At 70.9% G+C, this 15858-nt stretch carries 15 protein-coding genes; 8 read left to right on the top strand and 7 right to left on the bottom strand.

Annotated features, from left to right (window positions below):
• Together tgmB and tgmC are read left to right on the top strand one after the other, a co-directional pair.
• Positions 1-975, top strand: a complete 975-nt coding sequence (gene tgmB, locus ACFY2K_RS16355) for an ATP-grasp ribosomal peptide maturase (RefSeq protein WP_380524159.1) — start codon at positions 1-3, stop codon at positions 973-975.
• Positions 972-2114: an ATP-grasp peptide maturase system methyltransferase gene (tgmC, locus tag ACFY2K_RS16350; RefSeq protein WP_387711890.1), complete on the top strand. Its 1143-nt coding sequence runs from the start codon at positions 972-974 to the stop codon at positions 2112-2114. The genes tgmB and tgmC overlap by 4 nt, the downstream gene beginning before the upstream one ends.
• 64 nt (positions 2115-2178) lie before the next feature.
• Here the strand turns inward: tgmC and ACFY2K_RS16345 are convergent, their stop codons facing one another.
• Positions 2179-2517 (bottom strand): hypothetical protein, encoded by a 339-nt coding sequence (locus tag ACFY2K_RS16345; protein ID WP_380524163.1) that lies wholly within the window; start codon positions 2515-2517, stop codon positions 2179-2181.
• Positions 2518-2589: 72 nt separating this feature from the next.
• Between ACFY2K_RS16345 and ACFY2K_RS16340 the strand changes: the two genes are divergently transcribed.
• Positions 2590-3231 carry a DUF2461 domain-containing protein gene (locus tag ACFY2K_RS16340; protein WP_380524164.1) on the top strand — a complete coding sequence of 214 codons (642 nt, stop codon included), beginning with the start codon at positions 2590-2592 and terminating at the stop codon, positions 3229-3231.
• A 72-nt stretch (positions 3232-3303) separates the two neighbouring features.
• On the opposite strand, the gene ACFY2K_RS16335 is transcribed toward ACFY2K_RS16340, so the two are convergent.
• Complete coding sequence (locus ACFY2K_RS16335) at positions 3304-4251, bottom strand: heme o synthase (RefSeq protein WP_380524166.1); 948 nt, start codon at positions 4249-4251, stop codon at positions 3304-3306.
• A 463-nt stretch (positions 4252-4714) separates the two neighbouring features.
• Here ACFY2K_RS16335 and tkt point away from each other — a divergent pair, with 463 nt between their 5' ends.
• The 5 genes from tkt to pgl all read left to right on the top strand — a co-directional run bounded on the left by tkt (position 4715) and on the right by pgl (position 11541).
• The gene (gene tkt / locus ACFY2K_RS16330; protein ID WP_380524168.1) at positions 4715-6814 is read left to right on the top strand and encodes a transketolase; all 2100 of its coding nucleotides are present in this window, start codon (positions 4715-4717) and stop codon (positions 6812-6814) included.
• Positions 6815-6907: 93 nt separating this feature from the next.
• Positions 6908-8050 (top strand): transaldolase, encoded by a 1143-nt coding sequence (tal, locus tag ACFY2K_RS16325; RefSeq protein WP_380524170.1) that lies wholly within the window; start codon positions 6908-6910, stop codon positions 8048-8050.
• A gap of 64 nt (positions 8051-8114) precedes the next feature.
• Positions 8115-9671 carry a glucose-6-phosphate dehydrogenase gene (gene zwf / locus ACFY2K_RS16320; protein ID WP_380639427.1) on the top strand — a complete coding sequence of 519 codons (1557 nt, stop codon included), beginning with the start codon at positions 8115-8117 and terminating at the stop codon, positions 9669-9671.
• A complete protein-coding gene (opcA, locus tag ACFY2K_RS16315) occupies positions 9668-10756 on the top strand; it encodes a glucose-6-phosphate dehydrogenase assembly protein OpcA (RefSeq protein WP_380524172.1) in 1089 nt (362 codons plus the stop codon). The genes zwf and opcA overlap by 4 nt, the downstream gene beginning before the upstream one ends.
• The gene (gene pgl / locus ACFY2K_RS16310) at positions 10753-11541 is read left to right on the top strand and encodes a 6-phosphogluconolactonase (RefSeq protein WP_375888375.1); all 789 of its coding nucleotides are present in this window, start codon (positions 10753-10755) and stop codon (positions 11539-11541) included. The genes opcA and pgl overlap by 4 nt, the downstream gene beginning before the upstream one ends.
• Positions 11542-11649: 108 nt before the next feature.
• Here pgl and ACFY2K_RS16305 read toward each other — a convergent pair whose 3' ends face one another.
• From ACFY2K_RS16305 to gap, 5 genes are all read right to left on the bottom strand, one after another.
• Positions 11650-11937 (bottom strand): RNA polymerase-binding protein RbpA, encoded by a 288-nt coding sequence (locus ACFY2K_RS16305; RefSeq protein WP_030308030.1) that lies wholly within the window; start codon positions 11935-11937, stop codon positions 11650-11652.
• A 205-nt stretch (positions 11938-12142) separates the two neighbouring features.
• On the bottom strand, positions 12143-12379 hold the full coding sequence (secG, locus tag ACFY2K_RS16300) for a preprotein translocase subunit SecG (RefSeq protein WP_350509343.1): 237 nt from the start codon (positions 12377-12379) through the stop codon (positions 12143-12145).
• Between the two features lie 87 nt (positions 12380-12466).
• Entirely contained in the window at positions 12467-13252 is a 786-nt protein-coding gene (gene tpiA, locus ACFY2K_RS16295) for a triose-phosphate isomerase (RefSeq protein WP_375888370.1), read from the bottom strand.
• Between the two features lie 7 nt (positions 13253-13259).
• On the bottom strand, positions 13260-14462 hold the full coding sequence (locus ACFY2K_RS16290) for a phosphoglycerate kinase (RefSeq protein WP_375888367.1): 1203 nt from the start codon (positions 14460-14462) through the stop codon (positions 13260-13262).
• Between the two features lie 152 nt (positions 14463-14614).
• Positions 14615-15619 (bottom strand): type I glyceraldehyde-3-phosphate dehydrogenase, encoded by a 1005-nt coding sequence (gene gap / locus ACFY2K_RS16285; protein WP_375888364.1) that lies wholly within the window; start codon positions 15617-15619, stop codon positions 14615-14617.
• Positions 15620-15858: the final 239 nt, after the last annotated feature.

Genomic DNA, 15858 nt, shown 5'->3' with positions numbered 1-15858 from the left:
ATGACACCGGATCGGCACCGGGCCGCCGTCCTGGTCCTGACCAACGCCTACGACGTGACAGCCGACGTAGTGCTCCGCATCCTGGCCGAACGCAGGGTCCCGGTCGTCCGGGTCGACCCCGGTGCCGATCTGCTCGAAGGTGCCCTGCTGACCGCCCAGTACCGCACGGGCGAGCAGCGGGGCGTTCTCCGCACGCCGAGCCGGGAGCTCGACCTCACCCGGGTGCGGTCGGTCTGGGTCCGCCGCCCCTCGCCCTACGAGGCACCCCCGGGGCTGGACGAGCACACGGCGAAGTTCGCCGGCTCACAGGCGTTCTGGGGCGTCGGCGGCATCCTCGCATCGCTCCCCGGAGCCCATTACGTCAATCACCCGTGGCGCATCCGCGATGCGGAGTACAAGCCCGCCCAGCTCGCCGTGGCGAGCCGGGCGGGGTTCCTGGTCCCGGACACGGTCATCACCATCGACCCCGCCGAAGCACTCCGGTTCTGCACCGACCATCCCGGTGGAGCCGTCTACAAACCGCTGTGGGACAGCCGCTTCCGCGCCGGGGACGGCACCGCACGGACCGTGTGGGTACGGGAAGTCGACCCCACCGACATCACCGACGCCGTGTCCGTCTGCCCGCACCTGTTCCAGGCCAAGGTGGACAAGGCCTTCGACGCACGGGTCACCGCCGTTGGCGACAGACTGTTCGCGGTCCGGATCGACAGCCCGGATCTCGACTGGCGCCACCAACAGGACCTGATGACGTGCGCACCGATCGAGGTACCCGAGCCGGTCGCTCGCGCGATCACCGGCTACCTCGCCGAACTCCGCCTGGCCTTCGGTGCGTTCGACTTCGCCGTGACCGCCCACGGCGACTGGAGTTTCCTGGAGTGCAACCCCAACGGCCAGTGGGCGTGGCAGCCCGCCGAGACCACTGCCGCGATCGCCCAGGCCATTGCCGACCAGCTGGAGAGAGGTCCCGACTCATGAGCACATCGGCGCAGCTCCGCGCAGCCCTCGTGGACAGCCTGACCGGGGAGGACAAGATCACCGACCCGGCCTGGGAGGACGCCGCCCGAATCGTCCCCCGGGAGCTGTTCGTCGGGTCGTTCTTCGTGCCGGTCCCGGGAAGCAACCCGACCGCCTACCGCCCCGTCCACCAGCACAAACCCGGATGGCTGGAGCACGTCTACCGCAACGAAACGCTGGTCACCCAGCTCGACGGGCGGACCCGTCCCGAGGACGTGCCCGACGGGACCGCGACCGGCACCCCGTCCTCCTCGTCCACCCTGCCGTCCCTCGTCCTGCGCATGTGGCACCAACTCGGCGTCGAGCCCGGCCACCGGGTGCTGGAGATCGGCACCGGTACCGGCTACTCGACCGCCCTCGGCGCGCACCGCCTCGGGGACACCGCCATCACCAGCGTCGAGTACGACCCGACGGTGGGCGCGGCCGCGGCTACGGCCATCGCCGCAGCGGGCTACGCGCCCCGGCTGGTCATCGGCGACGGACTGCTCGGCGACCCGGAAGACGGTGACTACGACCGACTGATCGCCACCTGCGCGGTCCGCTACGTCCCACCCCCGTGGCTGCACCAGGTGAAGCCCGGTGGCCGGATCCTGGTCACGCTGTCGGGCTGGTCCTTCGGGTTCGGCCTCGCCCTCCTCACCGTGACCGCCCCCGGTGAGGCCACCGGCCGCTTCCTGCCCGGCTACACCAGCTTCATGATGGCCCGCCCCCACGACCGGCCGCCCCGCCAGAGCCTGTCCCTGCTCCCCGGAGACGAACGCCCGACCAGGATCGACCCCGAGATCATCGGCACCTGGACGGGCAGCTGGGTCGCACAGCTCGCAGCGCCCTCGGCCGAGCGGATGGGAGCCGGCGGACACCAGATCCTCTCCGACGTGGCCACCGGCTCCCAGGCCCGGACCGCGCCCGACCCGGTCGGCGGGTGGAGCGTGATCCAGCGCGGCCCGCTCCGGCTCTGGGACCAGGTGGAAAGCGCGGTCGAAGCCTGGCAGCGGGCCGGCGAGCCACACCAGGAGGGCTTCGGGATCACCGTCTCGGGCTCAGGCCAGCGCGTCTGGATCGGCCAGGAGGACGGCCCGGGCTGGAACCTCCCCATCTGAACACGCTGAACACGACGGCCCGGCTCCCCACGTGGGGAGCCGGGCCGTCACCACACTCGAAGACTCAGCCGCCGAGCTGGATGCCCGCCATGCGCTTCCACTCGTACGGGCCGGTCTTGACCTTGAGGCCCAGCTCGCCCTCGAAGTTCTCGTGCAGGGTGAGCCCGGCCAGTTCGGCGGCGCGGCGGCCGACGGCGTAGGTGGGGGCGACCTGGTCGCCCCAGGCGCCGTCCGCGCCGACCACGACGATGCGGGTGGCCACGCCGCCGACGTACTCGACGACCGCGTCGGCGCTGCCGCCGTGCTGCTGGGCGAAGCTGGTGAGGTGCTTGGCGATGCGCTTGGCGCGGCGCTCGGTGCGGGCGTCCGGCGTGGCGGCGGTGGCGGTCTCTGCGCTGCTCATGCCCGCATGCTACCCACCGGTAGAGGCGCTGGCGACGGGAGCGCCCTGTGCACCGGGCCACATACTCGGAACATGACGTTCACAGGCTGGCCGGCCGAGGCGCTGGACTTCTACGAGCACCTCGAGGCCGACAACTCCAAGACCTTCTGGCAGGCCCACAAGGCGCAGTACGACGAAGCCGTACGGGCCCCGATGGAGCTGCTGCTCGCCGAGCTGGAGCCGGAGTTCGGGCCGGGGAAGATCTTCCGCCCCAACCGGGACGTCCGCTTCAGCGCCGACAAGTCCCCGTACAAGACGCACATCGGCGCGCACCTGGAGGCCGGCGGCTACGTCCAGCTCTCCGCGGACGGCCTGGCCTGCGGCAACGGGATGTACCAGCTCGCCCCGGACCAGCTGGACCGCTACCGCGCCGCCGTCGCGGAGGACGTCAGCGGCGCCGAGCTGGAGCGGGTGATCGCCCGGGTGGAGAAGGACGGCCCGCAGGTCCACGGCCGGGACTCCCTCAAGTCCGCCCCGCGCGGCTACCCGAAGGACCACCCGCGGATCGGGCTGCTGCGCCACAAGGGCCTGGTGGCCTGGCAGGAGTGGGAGCCCGCGAAGTGGCTCGGCACCCGCACCGCCCACACCCGGATCGCCGCCTTCCTGCGCGCCTCCCAGCCCCTCAAGGACTGGCTGGACGACCACGTCGGCCCCTCCGAGCTACCGGCCCGGTGACGACACGAAGACAACGCGAAGAGCCCCGGTCCACCAGGACCGGGGCTCTTCGCGCAACCAGAAACGGGGGCCTTACTTCACGAACGGGTCGATCGCGCACACCACGAACAGCAGCGACAGGTAGGTGATCGACCAGTGGAACAGCCGCATCTCCTTGAGCTTGGCGCCCACGATCCCGGCCTTGGCCCGCCCGTACAGCGCGTGCGCCTCGCGCAGCCAGAACCCGCCGAGCAGCACCGCGGCGACGGGGTACAGCCAGCTCATGTGCCCGAGCGGCCAGACGGCCAGCGAGACCGCGACCATCACCCAGGAGTAGGCGACGACCTGCTTGCCGACGGCCACGTTGCCCTTGACGACCGGGAGCATCGGCACGCCGGCCCGCTCGTAGTCGTCGCGCACCTTCATCGACAGCACCCAGGTGTGCGGCGGGGTCCAGAAGAAGACCACCAGGAACAGCGCGACCGCCGCCCAGGACACCGAGTCGGTCACCGAGGACCAGCCGATCAGCACCGGCATGCAGCCGGCGATGCCGCCCCAGACGATGTTCTGCGAGGTGCGCCGCTTGAGCCCCAGCGTGTAGACGAACACGTAGAACAGCAGCGCGCCGAGCGCGAGTCCGGCGGAGAGCCAGTTGACCCCGAAGCCGAGCAGCAGGGTGGAGAGGACGCCGAGCACGATGCCGAAGACCAGCGCCTCGCGCGGGGACACCATCCCGGTGACGATCGGCCGCCGCTCGGTGCGGGTCATCAGCGCGTCGATGTCGCGGTCGATGTACATGTTGAGGGCGTTGGCGCCGCCCGCCGACAGGTAGCCGCCGACCACGACCTTGAGCACCAGCAGCATGTTCGGCACGCCCTGTTGGGCGAGGAACATCACCGGCACGGTGCTCATCAGCAGCAGCTCGATGATCCGCGGCTTGGTCAGTGCGACGAAGGCGCCGACACGGGCCCCGATGGGCCGGTGCGCAGGAGTCGCCCCGGTGACCCCGGCGGGACGGGTTTCGACGGCGGTCACTAACACCCCAACTGAAGATGAAACTTCGCAGGCGTCCACAGGAACGAAGGGTCCCGAATCGTCCGCTCTGCGCGTACCACGACACCATAGACGCTCCATACATCCCAACCGGCTCCGGGGTCCCCCGGCGGGGCGGACGGCCCTCCCCCGGGTCAACCGACTGGGTGAAGCCACGAAGCGCCTCCGCCGCGTCCCCGCAACCCGCCTTGACCACCCGGGCGGCGCGCCCAGCCGAATCGGGAGAGCCTGGGACGAAAGGGATCAGAACGCCCTAGTGGGAATCACCATGCGGAAATCCCGGTTGTCCCGGCACGGAGGGTGAGCCCCGGCCCGGACGGTAGGCTCGCACGCAGAAGCGGGATCTACCCTCCGTGACCGGCACCATCCACAGTCGGGACCACAGCGCCGTGGCCGACCCGGTCCCCATTCACGGGGTCACTCTTCACAATGGAAGGAGCCCTGAGACAGGGTGAGCACTGCGCCGAAGAACGCATTCGAGTGGAGCGACCTGGACGAGCGCACGGTTGACACGGCGCGGGTCCTGGCGATGGACGCTGTCCAGAAGGTCGGTAACGGGCACCCCGGGACGGCCATGTCGCTGGCCCCCGCGGCCTACCTGATCTTCCAGCGCTTCCTGCGCCACGACCCGACCGACCCGGCCTGGGTCGGCCGCGACCGCTTCGTCCTCTCCCCCGGGCACACCAGCCTGACGCTCTACACCCAGCTGTACTTCTCGGGCTACGGCCTGGAGCTGGACGACCTCAAGGCCTTCCGCGTGGCCGGCAGCCGCACCCCGGGCCACCCGGAGCACGGCCACACCGCGGGCGTGGAGACCACCACCGGACCGCTCGGCCAGGGCATCGCCAACGCGGTCGGCATGGCGATGGCCGCCCGTTACGAGCGCGGCCTGTTCGACCCGGAGGCGGCGGCCGGCGAGTCCCCCTTCGACCACACCGTCTGGGCCATCGTCTCCGACGGCGACCTGGAGGAGGGCATCTCGGCCGAGGCCTCCTCGCTGGCCGGCCACCAGAAGCTGGGCAACCTGGTCGCCCTGTACGACGACAACCACATCTCGATCGAGGGCGACACCGAGACCGCCTTCTCCGAGGACGTCCTCAAGCGTTACGAGGCGTACGGCTGGGACGTCCAGCGGGTCACCCCGAAGGCCAACGGCGACATCGACGTCGAGGCCCTCGCCGGTGCGCTGGCCGCCGCCAAGGCCGAGACCTCCCGCCCGTCGCTGATCGCGATGCGCACGATCATCGCCTGGCCGGCCCCGGACGCCCAGAACACCGCCAAGGCGCACGGCTCCGCGCTCGGTGCCGCCGAGATCGCCGCCACCAAGAAGGTCCTGGGCTTCGACCCGGAGAAGACCTTCGAGGTCAGCGACCAGGTCATCGAGCACGCCCGTCAGGTCATCAAGCGGGGCAAGGCCGCCCGCGACCAGTGGCAGCAGGGCTTCGACGCCTGGCGCGCCGCGAACGCCCACCGGGCCGCCGAGTTCGACCGCATCCAGGCCGGCGAGCTGCCCGAGGGCTGGAAGAAGGCCGTCCCCTCCTTCCCGGCCGGCAAGGACGTCGCCACCCGCAAGGCCTCCGGCGAGACCCTCAAGGCGCTCGGCGCGGTGATCCCGGAGCTGTGGGGCGGCTCGGCCGACCTCGCGGAGTCCAACCTCACCACCATCGACGAGGACAGCTCCTTCCTCCCCGAGGGCAACCCGCTGAAGTCGGCGAGCCCGTACGGCCGGACGATCCACTTCGGCATCCGCGAGCACGCCATGGGCTCGACCATGAACGGCATCGCCCTGCACGGCAGGACCCGCGTGTACGGCGGCACCTTCCTGGTCTTCGCCGACTACATGCGCCCGGCCGTGCGCCTGGCCGCGCTGATGAAGCTGCCGGTCACCTACGTCTGGACGCACGACTCGATCGGCCTCGGCGAGGACGGCCCGACCCACCAGCCGGTGGAGCACATGGCCTCGCTGCGCGCCATCCCGGGCCTGGCCATGGTCCGCCCGGCCGACGCCAACGAGACGGCCGTCGCCTGGCGCACCGTGATCGAGCGCCAGACCAGCCACCCCGGCCCGGTCGGCCTCGCGCTCACCCGCCAGAACGTCCCGACCTTCGACCGCGAGGTCTTCGCCTCCGCCGAGGGCACCGCCAAGGGCGCCTACGTGCTGGCCGAGGCCGGCAACGGCGACCCGCAGGTGATTCTGCTGGGCACCGGCTCCGAGGTCCAGCTGGCCGTCAAGGCCCGCGAGGTCCTGGAGGCCGAGGGCATCGCGACCCGCGTGGTCTCGGTCCCGTCCTTCGAGTGGTTCCAGGAGCAGGACCAGGCCTACCGCGACAGCGTGCTGCCGCCGTCGGTCAAGGCCCGCGTCTCGGTCGAGGCCGGCATCGCCCAGGGCTGGCGCGAGCTGGTCGGCGACCACGGCCGGATCGTCTCGCTGGAGCACTTCGGTGCCTCCGCCGACTACCAGGTGCTGTTCGAGGAGTTCGGCCTGACCTCCGAGCGCGTCGTCGCCGAGGCGCACAACGCCCTGCGCTCCCTCGAAGCCGTCAACCGCTAGCAGTTCCCGCGGCCGGGCCCGAGACCCGCACGTCGACGGCCCGGCCCCTCTGACTACCCCACGAAGCAGAAGAAGACGAAGGACTGAAGCACCATGACTGACGCACTGAAGCGCCTCAGCGACGAAGGCGTTGCGATCTGGCTGGACGACCTCAGCCGCGCGCGGCTGAACTCCGGCAACCTGGCCGAGCTGGTGCAGAACAAGCACGTGGTGGGTGTCACCACCAACCCGACCATCTTCCAGAAGGCCATCGCCGGCAGCGGCGACAGCTCCTACGACGGCCAGCTGCGCGACCTCGCCGTCCGCGGGGTCACCACCGACGAGGCGATCCGCATGATCACCACCTCGGACGTGCGCGACGCCGCGGACGTGCTGCGCCCGGTCTACGACGCCTCCAACGGCCGTGACGGCCGGGTCTCCATCGAGGTCGACCCGCGTCTGGCGCACGAGACCGCCCCGACCGTGGCCGAGGCCAAGCAGCTGTGGTGGCTGGTCGACCGCCCGAACGTCCTGATCAAGATCCCCGCCACCCAGGCCGGCCTGCCGGCCATCGCCGCGGTCATCGGCCTGGGCATCAGCGTCAACGTCACGCTGATCTTCTCGCTGGAGCGCTACAAGGCCGTCATCGACGCCTACCTGACCGGCCTGGAGGCCGCCAAGGCCAAGGGCCTGGACCTCTCCCAGATCGAGTCGGTGGCCTCCTTCTTCGTGTCCCGCGTGGACACCGAGATCGACAAGCGCCTGGACAAGATCGGCGGCGACGCCAAGGACCTGCGCTCCAAGGCCGCGCTGGCCAACGCCCGCCTCGCCTACCAGGCGTACGAGGAGGTCTTCGGCTCGGTCGACGGCAGGACCGCCGGCAGCGCCCGCTGGAAGGCCCTGGAGGACGCCGGCGCCAAGCCGCAGCGCCCGCTGTGGGCCTCGACCGGCGTCAAGGACCCGGCCCTGCCGGACACCCTGTACGTCACCGAGCTGGTCGCCCCGGGCACCGTCAACACCATGCCCGAGGCCACCCTGGACGCCACCGGCGACCACGGCGTGGTCACCGGCAACACCATCGTCCCCAACTACGCCGACGCCAAGGCCGTCCTGGACGCCATCGCGGCCGCCGGCGTGGACTACGACGACGTCGTCCAGGTGCTGGAGGACGAGGGCGTGCAGAAGTTCGAGCAGTCCTGGCAGGAGCTGCTCGACACCGTCACCGCCTCGCTGGCCGCATTCGCCAACGAGAAGTGAACCCCCGCTCACACAGCCAGCGCACGAAAGCGGAGCACACCAAGTGAGCACTGATTTCCCCGAGTTGACGTCGGAATCGGACGCGGACGACCTCCCGGCCACCCCCGTCAACCCGCTTCGTGACCCCTCCGACCGGCGGCTCCCGCGCATCGCGGGGCCGTCCGGCCTGGTCATCTTCGGGGTCACCGGCGACCTGTCCCGCAAGAAGCTGATGCCGGCCATCTACGACCTGGCCAACCGGGGTCTGCTGCCGCCGGGCTTCTCCCTGGTGGGCTTCGCCCGCCGCGAGTGGGAGGACGAGGACTTCGCCAAGGAGGTCCACGACGCGGTCAAGGAGCACGCCCGGACCCAGTTCCGGGAGGAGGTCTGGCAGCAGCTCGCCAAGGGCATGCGCTTCGTCCAGGGCACCTTCGACGACGACGAGGCCTTCGACAAGCTCCGCGAGACCATCGAGGAGCTGGACAAGGCCCAGGGCACCGGCGGCAACTTCGCCTTCTACCTGTCCGTCCCGCCGAAGTTCTTCCCCACGGTCGTCCAGCAGCTCAAGAAGCACGGCCTGGCCGACCCGCCGCAGGGCTCCTGGCGCCGCGCCGTCATCGAGAAGCCCTTCGGCCACGACCTGGAGAGCGCCCAGGAGCTCAACAAGGTCGTCCACGAGGTCTTCCCGCGCGACGAGGTCTTCCGGATCGACCACTACCTGGGCAAGGAGACGGTCCAGAACATCCTGGCGCTGCGCTTCGCCAACCAGATGTTCGAGCCGATCTGGAACCGGTCGTACGTCGACCACGTGCAGATCACCATGGCCGAGGACATCGGCATCGGCGGCCGGGCCGGCTACTACGACGGCATCGGCTCCGCCCGTGACGTCATCCAGAACCACCTGCTCCAGCTGATGGCGCTCACCGCCATCGAGGAGCCGGCGTCCTTCCACCCGAAGGCGCTGGTGGCCGAGAAGCTCAAGGTGCTCAGCGCCGTCAAGCTCCCGGCCGACCTCGGCCGGCACACCGTGCGCGGCCAGTACGCGGCCGGCTGGCAGGGCGGCGAGGAGGTGGTCGGCTACCTGGACGAGGACGGCATCAACCCGGACTCCAAGACCGACACCTACGCGGCCATCAAGCTGGAGATCAACAACCGCCGCTGGGCGGGCGTCCCGTTCTACCTGCGCACCGGCAAGCGGCTGGGCCGCCGGGTCACCGAGATCGCGGTGGTCTTCCAGCGCGCCCCGTACCTGCCGTTCGACTCCTACGCGACCGAGGAGCTGGGGCAGAACGCCCTGGTCATCCGGGTCCAGCCGGACGAGGGCGTGACGGTGCGGTTCGGCTCCAAGGTGCCGGGCACCTCCTTCGAGGTCCGGGACGTCACGATGGACTTCGCCTACGGCGAGTCCTTCACCGAGTCCAGCCCGGAGGCGTACGAGCGGCTCATCCTCGACGTGCTGCTCGGCGACGCCAACCTGTTCCCGCGCCACCAGGAGGTCGAGCTCTCCTGGCAGATCCTCGACCCGATCGAGAAGTACTGGGACGCCCACGGCAAGCCCGCCCAGTACGCGGCGGGCACCTGGGGCCCCACCGAGGCGGACGAGATGCTCGCACGAGACGGCAGGAGCTGGCGGCGGCCATGAAGATCGACCTCACCAACACGACGTCCAGCAAGATCAACGCCGCGCTGATGGAGGCGCGCCGGACCAGCGGCTCCACCGCCGCCGGCATGGTGCTCACCCTGGTCATCGTGACCGACGAGGGCAGCGCCTACGACGCCCTCAAGGCCGCCAACGAGGCCTCCCGCGAGCACCCGATGCGCACCCTCGCGGTGATCAAGCGCGCCGGCCGCTCGCCCCGGGCCCGCGCCGAGACCCGGCTGGACGCCGAGATCCTGGTCGGCTCGGACGCCGGCTCCGGAGAAACGGTCATCCTGCGCATGCACGGCGAACTCGCCTCGCACGCCCAGTCGGTGGTCCTGCCGCTGCTGCTGCCGGACGCCCCGACCGTGGTCTGGTGGCCGGACAACGCGCCGCAGCACCCGGCGCAGGACCCGCTGGGCGCGCTCGCCCAGCGCCGGATCACCGACGCCGTCACCGCCGAGTCCCCGGTCGGCCAGCTCGCCCATCGGGCCCAGAGCTACACCCCGGGCGACACCGACCTGGCCTGGACCCGGATCACCGGCTGGCGCTCGATGCTGGCCGCCGCGCTGGACCAGCGGCCGGCCGCCGTCAGCTCGGTGGTGGTCGAGGGCGAGTCCTACAACCCCAGCGTCGAGCTGCTCGGCCTGTGGCTGCTCAACCGGCTGAACGTGCCGGTCGAGCGGGTCGTCACCGGCGGCCCCGGCATCACCGCGGTGCACCTGCGCACCAAGGACGGGGACATCACCCTGGACCGTCCGGACGGCCTGATGGGCACGCTCTCCATGCCCGGTTCGCCGGACCGCCAGGTGGCGCTCAAGCGGCGCGAGACCTCGGAGCTGATCGCCGAGGAGCTGCGCCGGCTGGACCCGGACGACATCTACTCGTCGGCCGTGCGCACGTCCGTCGAGCGGCTGCGCGAGCCCTCGGAGCAGACCGCCCCGGTGGCCGCGGCCGAGCCCGTCGCCGACGCGGCGGCCGCGGCCGCCGACGCCGCGGTGGCCGACCCGGCCCGGGTGACCGCCGACGCGGACAAGCCCGCCGCGAAGAAGGCCGCGGGCAAGCGCGCCGCCAAGGGCAGCGCATGACGGCCGCGACCCCGCAGCTGGTCGTCCACCGGGACAAGGAGCTGATGGCCCAGGCAGCCGCGGCCCGACTGATCACCCGGATCGTGGACGCCCAGGCCGCCCGCGGCACCGCCTCGGTGGTGCTCACCGGCGGCCGCAACGGCAACGCCCTGCTGGCCGCGATCGCCGCCTCCCCGGCGCGCGACGCGGTCGACTGGGGCCGGCTGGACCTGTGGTGGGGCGACGAGCGCTTCGTCCCCGCCGCCGACCCGGACCGCAACGCCGTCCAGGCCCGCGCCGAGCTGCTGGACGCCGTCCCGCTCGACCCGGCGCGGGTGCACGAGATGCCCGCCTCGGACGGGGTGGACGGCTCGGACGTGGAGGCGGCCGCCGCCCGCTACGCGGAGGAGCTGGCCAAGGCCGCCGGACCGGGCGACCGGCTCGGCGTCCCGGCCTTCGACGTGCTGCTGCTCGGCGTCGGCCCGGACACCCACGTCGCCTCGCTCTTCCCGGAGCACCCGGGCGTGCGGGAGACCGAGCTGACCGTGATCGGCGTACGCGGGGCCCCCAAGCCCCCGCCGACCCGGGTCTCGCTCACCCTCCCGGCGATCCGGGCAGCCCGCGAGGTCTGGCTGCTGGCCGCCGGCGAGGACAAGGCGGGCGCGGTCGCGCTGGCCCTGTCCGGCCCCGGCGAGCTCCAGGCGCCCGCCTCCGGCGCGTACGGCCGCAGCCGCACCCTGTGGCTGCTGGACCGCGCCGCCGCCGAGCGGATCCCGCCGCAGCTGTACCCGCCGGCCTCCGCGTAACAGCCGTCCCGGCCGCCGCGGCCGGGACGGCGGGGAACGCCGGAAACAGCAGGAACGCCGAAGGGCGCCCCCGTCACTCGACGGGTGGCGCCCTTTGTCGTCAGCTCCTCAGATCTCGCCGCGCAGCTTGGCCAGCGCCTCGGCGAGGATCGCCTCGCCGTCGGCGTCGGTGCGCCGCTCCCGGACGTAGGCGAGGTGGGTCTTGTACGGCTCGTTGCGCGAGGGCGCCGGCGGGTTGTGCTCGTCCTGCCCGGCCGGGAAGCCGCAGCGCGGGCAGTCCCAGGTGTCCGGGATGACGGCCTCGGCGGCGAAGCTGGGGCGCGTCTCGTGCTTGTTGGCGCACCAGAAGGAGATCCTGTTGCGCGGAGCGGACTCGCCGCGCTCCGCCTCCCCCATCGGGCCTGCCCCGACCCTGCTCCCACGGATGGCGTTGCCACTTGCCACGGTCTGACTCCCTGCGTGCTGGTGCGCCGACCCGCCGCGGTGCGCGTCGGTGGCGAAAGTCGTCCTAGTGTAAGCAGGACTTAAGCCTCCGCCACCATCGCCTCCGCCCCCGACCGTCCCAGGATAGGCGCTCGGGCGACGGGGCGTCAGGGCTGCGTCAGCTCTTGTACTTCAGGACCAGGCCCAGCGCCATGATGGAGGCGAACCAGCCGATGCCGACCACGATGGTGATGCGGTCCAGGTTGCGCTCGGCCACCGCCGAACCGCCACCGGTGGACATGGCACCGCCACCGAACATGTCCGACAGGCCGCCGCCCTTCCCCTTGTGCAGGAGCACCAGCAGGATCATCAGCAGGCTGAAGATGATCAGGGCAATCGAGAACCCGAGAACCACGACCGGACCAACTCTCTCGTATCTTCGGCGACGGGGCCGGACCGCTGTCGGCGGTCCGGCCCCAAAGCCTACGTTGCTGCGGCGGCGTTAGCCTACTGCCTGCTCACGGTAGCGCACGATCTTGACGAACTCGTCGGCGTCCAGCGAGGCACCGCCGATCAGGCCGCCGTCGATGTCGGGCTTGGCCATCAGGCCGGCCGCGCTCGACGACTTGACCGAACCGCCGTACAGCACACGGACCTTGTCGGCCAGCTCGGCGCTGTACAGCTCGGCCAGGCGGACCCGGATCGCGGCGCAGACCTCCTGCGCGTCCTCCGGGGTGGCCACCTCGCCGGTGCCGATCGCCCAGACCGGCTCGTAGGCGACCACGATCGACTCGGCCTGGTCCGCCGGGACGCCCTCCAGGGCGCCGTCCAGCTGGGCCAGGGTGTGCTCGACGTGGGTGCCGGCCTTGCGGATCTCCAGCGGCTCGCCGATGCACAGGATCGGGGTGACCCCGGCCCGGTAGGCGGCCTTGACCTTGGCGTTGACGATCTCCTCGTTCTCGCCGTGGTACTGGCGGCGCTCCGAGTGGCCGATCACCGCGTAGGTGCACTGGAGCTTGGCCAGCATCGGTCCGGAGACCTCGCCGGTGTAGGCGCCGCCGTCGTGCCGCGAGATGTCCTGCGAGCCGTACTTGATCTTCAGCTTGTCGCCGAAGACCAGGGTCTGCACCGACCGCAGGTCGGTGAACGGCACCAGGACGGCGACCTCGACGGCCTCGTAGTCCTTGTCGGCCAGCGCGAAGGCCAGCTTCTGGGTGTGCTGGATGGCCTCGAGGTGGTTGAGGTTCATCTTCCAGTTGCCCGCCATCAGCGGGAGACGCTCAGTCATGTGTTTCTCAGTCCTCCAGGGCGGCGAGACCGGGAAGGGTCTTGCCCTCCAGGTACTCGAGGCTCGCGCCACCGCCGGTCGAGATGTGTCCGAAGGCGTTCTCGTCGAAGCCCAGGATGCGGACGGCCGCGGCGGAGTCGCCGCCACCGACCACGGTGAACGCGTCGCTGTCCAGCAGGCCCTGCGCGACGGCCTTGGTGCCGTTCGCGTAGTCGGGGTGCTCGAAGACGCCCATCGGACCGTTCCAGAACACGGTGCCCGCGTCGGCCAGCTTCGCCGCGTACAGCTCGCGGGTCTTCGGGCCGATGTCCAGGCCCTCCTGGTCGGCCGGGATGGCGTCCGAGGAGACGATGTCGTAGGTCGCCGGGGTCTTGCCCTTGAGGTCCGGGAACTCGGCCGAGACCAGGACGTCCACCGGCAGCACGAACTCGACGCCGCGCGCCTCGGCCCGGGCCAGGTACTCCAGGCAGACCGGGATCTGGTCCGCCTGCAGCAGCGAGATGCCGACCTCGTGGCCCTGGGCCTTGAGGAAGGTGTACGCCATGCCGCCGCCGATCAGGATCCGGTCGGCCTTCTCCAGCAGGTTGTCGATCACGCCGAGCTTGTCGGACACCTTGGCGCCGCCGAGCACCACCACGTACGGGCGCTTGACGTCCTCGGTCAGCTTCTTGAGCACGCCGACCTCGGTGGCGATCAGGTCGCCGGCGGCGTGCGGCAGCAGGGCCGGCAGGTCGTACACCGAGGCGTGCTTGCGGTGCACGGCGCCGAAGCCGTCGCCGACGTACAGGTCGGCCAGGGCGGCCAGCCGCTCGGCGAAGGCCTTGCGCTCGGCGTCGTCCTTGCTGGTCTCACCGGCGTTGAAGCGCAGGTTCTCCAGCAGCGCGACCTCGCCGCCGGACAGCGCGGCGACGGTGGCCGTGGCGGACTCGCCCACGGTGTCGGTGGCGAAGGCGACCGGCTTGCCGAGGATCTCGCCGAGCCGCTCGGCGACCGGGGCGAGCGAGAACTGCGGGTCCGGCTCACCCTTGGGGCGGCCGAGGTGGGAGGCGACGACGACCCTGGCGCCGCGCTCGACGAGCTTGGCGATGGTCGGCGCCACGGCGCGGATCCGGCCGTCGTCGGTGATCCGGCCGTCCGACAGCGGGACGTTCAGGTCGGCGCGCACGAAGACGCGCTTGCCGGCGACGTCCAGGTCTTCGATGGTCTTCACGGGTTCTTCTGTCTCCTGGGGAGATGGTTGATGCGCAGAGGCGGCACGGCGCAGGGGCCGCCTGAGAAGTCCTTGTACGCAGAACGAGGGCCCGGTCGGCACGTTGTCGCCGTCCGGGCCCTCGCCCCTACATCACGTCAGCTCCCACTGCGTCAGAGCTGGCCACCGACGAGGGTGACCAGGTCCACGACGCGGTTCGAGTAGCCCCACTCGTTGTCGTACCAGCCGAGCACCTTGACCTGGTTGCCCTGGACCATGGTGAGCTGCGAGTCGAAGATGCAGGAGGCCGGGTCGTTGACGATGTCCGACGACACGATCGGGTCCTCGGTGTAGGCCAGGATGCCCTTGAGGGAACCCTCCGCCGCCTTCTGGAAGGCCGCGTTGACCTCCTCCTTGGTGACCTCGCGCTCCAGGGTGACGACCAGGTCGGTGATCGAACCGGTCGGGACCGGGACGCGCAGCGAGGTGCCGTCCAGCTTGCCCTTCAGCTCCGGCAGGACCAGGGCGGTCGCCTTGGCGGCACCGGTCGAGGTCGGGATGATGTTCTGCGAGGCCGCACGAGCACGGCGCAGGTCCTTGTGCGGGAAGTCCAGGGTCACCTGGTCGTTGGTGAACGCGTGGACGGTGGTCATCAGACCCTTGACGATGCCGAAGCTCTCGTTCAGCACCTTCGCCATCGGCGCCACGCAGTTCGTGGTGCAGGAGGCGTTGGAGATGATGTGGTGGTTGGCGGCGTCGTACTTCTCGTCGTTGACACCCAGGACGATGGTGACGTCCTCGTCGGTGGCGGGCGCCGAGATGATGACCTTCTTCGCGCCGGCGGCGAGGTGCTTCTTCGCGGCCTCGGCCTTGGTGAAGATGCCGGTGGACTCGACGACGATGTCGACGCCCAGCGCGGCCCACGGCAGGTTGGCGGGGTCACGCTCGGCGGTCACCTTGAAGGTGTGGCCGTCGACGGTGATGCTGTCCTCGGTGTGCGAGACCTCGGCCTGGAGGGTGCCCAGGGTGGTGTCGTACTTGAGCAGGTGAGCCAGGGTCTTCGTGTCGGTGAGGTCGTTGACACCGACGATCTCGATGTCCGCGCCCTGGGCCTTGACGGCGCGGAAGAAGTTGCGGCCGATGCGGCCGAAGCCGTTGATGCCTACCCGGATCGTCACGAACCGATCTCCTCGTTAGGTACGCCGGCGCTGAGCCGACGGGGATGAGATTTGGGAAGTCCCCGACCGCCTACGACCCTACCTCTCCCGACCCTGGGAGGGCACATCGCGCCACCTGGCAAGACGTGGCGTGGCGCGTTCCGGGGCCCTCCGTCCTTGCCCCTCCGGGCCGTTGGTCCTGGTCAAGTGGTCTTGACCAATTTCGGATCCCCGTCCGACCCCCGTCCGACCCCGGACAC

This window comes from Kitasatospora sp. NPDC001309, from assembly GCF_042896295.1.
In the GTDB taxonomy this organism is placed as follows: Bacteria; Actinomycetota; Actinomycetes; order Streptomycetales; family Streptomycetaceae; genus Kitasatospora.
This window is presented reverse-complemented; position numbering and strand designations above follow the sequence as displayed.

Bases quoted from the DNA above. Each gene is read 5' to 3' on its own strand.
- tgmB (WP_380524159.1), top strand. From the start codon at position 1: ATGACACCGGATCGGCACCGGGCCGCCGTCCTGGTCCTGACCAACGCC.
- tgmC (WP_387711890.1), top strand. From the start codon at position 972: ATGAGCACATCGGCGCAGCTCCGCGCAGCCCTCGTGGACAGCCTGACC.
- ACFY2K_RS16345 (WP_380524163.1), bottom strand. From the start codon at position 2,517: ATGAGCAGCGCAGAGACCGCCACCGCCGCCACGCCGGACGCCCGCACC.
- ACFY2K_RS16340 (WP_380524164.1), top strand. From the start codon at position 2,590: ATGACGTTCACAGGCTGGCCGGCCGAGGCGCTGGACTTCTACGAGCAC.
- tal (WP_380524170.1), top strand. From the start codon at position 6,908: ATGACTGACGCACTGAAGCGCCTCAGCGACGAAGGCGTTGCGATCTGG.
- opcA (WP_380524172.1), top strand. From the start codon at position 9,668: ATGAAGATCGACCTCACCAACACGACGTCCAGCAAGATCAACGCCGCG.
- pgl (WP_375888375.1), top strand. From the start codon at position 10,753: ATGACGGCCGCGACCCCGCAGCTGGTCGTCCACCGGGACAAGGAGCTG.
- ACFY2K_RS16305 (WP_030308030.1), bottom strand. From the start codon at position 11,937: ATGGGGGAGGCGGAGCGCGGCGAGTCCGCTCCGCGCAACAGGATCTCC.
- tpiA (WP_375888370.1), bottom strand. From the start codon at position 13,252: ATGACTGAGCGTCTCCCGCTGATGGCGGGCAACTGGAAGATGAACCTC.